The organism is Pontibacter qinzhouensis (assembly GCF_008017455.1).
GTDB lineage: Bacteria > Bacteroidota > Bacteroidia > Cytophagales > Hymenobacteraceae > Pontibacter > Pontibacter qinzhouensis.
In genome coordinates, this window is sequence record NZ_VRTY01000207.1 from 1 (window position 1) to 1,675 (window position 1,675).

Consider the following 1,675-nt stretch of genomic DNA (forward strand, 5'->3'; position numbering starts at 1 on the left):
TGATTGTTGCCCTAAAACAAAAAAGCCTGCAAATAGTTAATTTGCAGGCTTTTAGCTGTTTTTAGTATTGAAATCAGTGGAGTAGCAGGGATTCGAACCCTGGTCCAGACAAGGAAACCGACGGGCTTTCTACATGCTTAGACTTATTCGGATTGTAGGGAGCTTGCAAGTATAAGTCAGGCTTATGCGCACTCCTTAGGTGCTTTATTTCGCCTGTGCACCACACCTTTACACAGACTAGAGAAACGGATCGAAGCCTCTGATGTGCAAGCAGTTTCACGAAACCTGCACGAGACTATGGCTAGTGCTTAATACCTAGATTAAGCAGCCATGGCGTAGTTATATTCGCCAGTTATTGTTCGAACGGATTTTTAACAGGTGGTACGTTCATCACCCGACATGCTTACACGCAATCTGCACAAGCTGTCAATTCCAGTCTACCCCATAAGTTAAAGAACTTCTTCCTGAATTAGAATATCAAGAAACATGCCACAAACATACGCAATTTTACTTACATATGCTGCTGCTATTTGCTAGAATAACAGCCTGCAGCTACCAAAAGTTTCAGGGCAGTCTGTGTACTACCAATTACTACCACAGAAAAGCCTGGCAAAAATACGTAAGCCCGGAGTACGTACCAGAACTCAGAATTCCTATTTGCTGTTTGCTGTCCTTCTGTGGAAGAATTAGAACAACAAGTACTGCTTTTTGCACAGAAGGAAAAATTATTTAAATGAATTTGCCCTTCCAAAGCTATTTGACCTAAAAAGTGCCAAGGGTCGGCAGAAAAGAGGTAGCCTTGCCCTCAACCCATAGTGCCCGAGATTAAGAGAAGTTTATGTCAGTGGCATCCGGAAGGAGCAAACATGGTCTTAGATTACAATTTTACAGCAAATCGTTTCTAAACTATTGTAGCCAAATGCCGTTTTATAAACACTTTTGGCTATGAGCTTCAGGTAAACGGAGCATAATGCCCTATAGGCAACAAGTCTGCTCCTGGTACAGGCTCACCACCAGTCTAAATTTATTTGTGCGAAATATCCAGACATGACAAAACGTTACCTCCACAAAAAGCTTTTGCTCCTGATTTGCCTGTTCCTGCCATTTTGTTCGCTGGCTCAGGCACTTAAAATTATGCCGCTAGGCAATTCCTTAACACAAGCCGACGAGGAGCACCTCAGCTACCGCTACCACCTCTGGAAAAAACTGGTTGATGCTAATGCAAACTTCGATTTTATTGGCTCGCAACAAACCAACTTCGGTGGCAGCCCCACATGGCCCGCGTACAAAGGCAAATCGTTTGACAAAGACCACGAAGGCCATTGGGGCTGGACAACACAACACATTTTGTCGGGTGTGAGTAGCGAGGCAAATGCCGGGAGCTTACCTGACTGGCTTAAAAACCACAAACCGGATATCGTGCTCATGCACCTTGGCTCCAACGATATGTTCCAGAACCTGGGTATACCCGAAACGATTGCCCGGCTCCGCGACATTGTGGCTACACTGCGCCAAACTAACCCCGATGTTATTATCCTGATGGCCCAGCTTTTTCCGGCCGACCCTGCAGTGGTAGGACAACAGCAGGCTCAGAACATACCTCTCCTGAATACCGAAATAGCCAAACTTGTAACCGAACTGCATACCACCAGATCGGCGGTGGTGCTGGTAAACC

1 protein-coding gene and 1 other RNA gene are annotated in these 1,675 nt (G+C 45.4%); one reads left to right on the plus strand and one right to left on the minus strand.

Annotation, left to right across the window (positions count from 1 at the left end):
* Positions 1–74 precede the first annotated feature (74 nt).
* Positions 75–444: a transfer-messenger RNA gene (gene ssrA / locus FVR03_RS24060) on the minus strand.
* A 603-nt stretch (positions 445–1,047) separates the two neighbouring features.
* Here ssrA and FVR03_RS24065 point away from each other — a divergent pair.
* Positions 1,048–1,675: GDSL-type esterase/lipase family protein (locus FVR03_RS24065; RefSeq protein WP_255474390.1), on the plus strand; the 628-nt coding region annotated here is incomplete at its 3' end.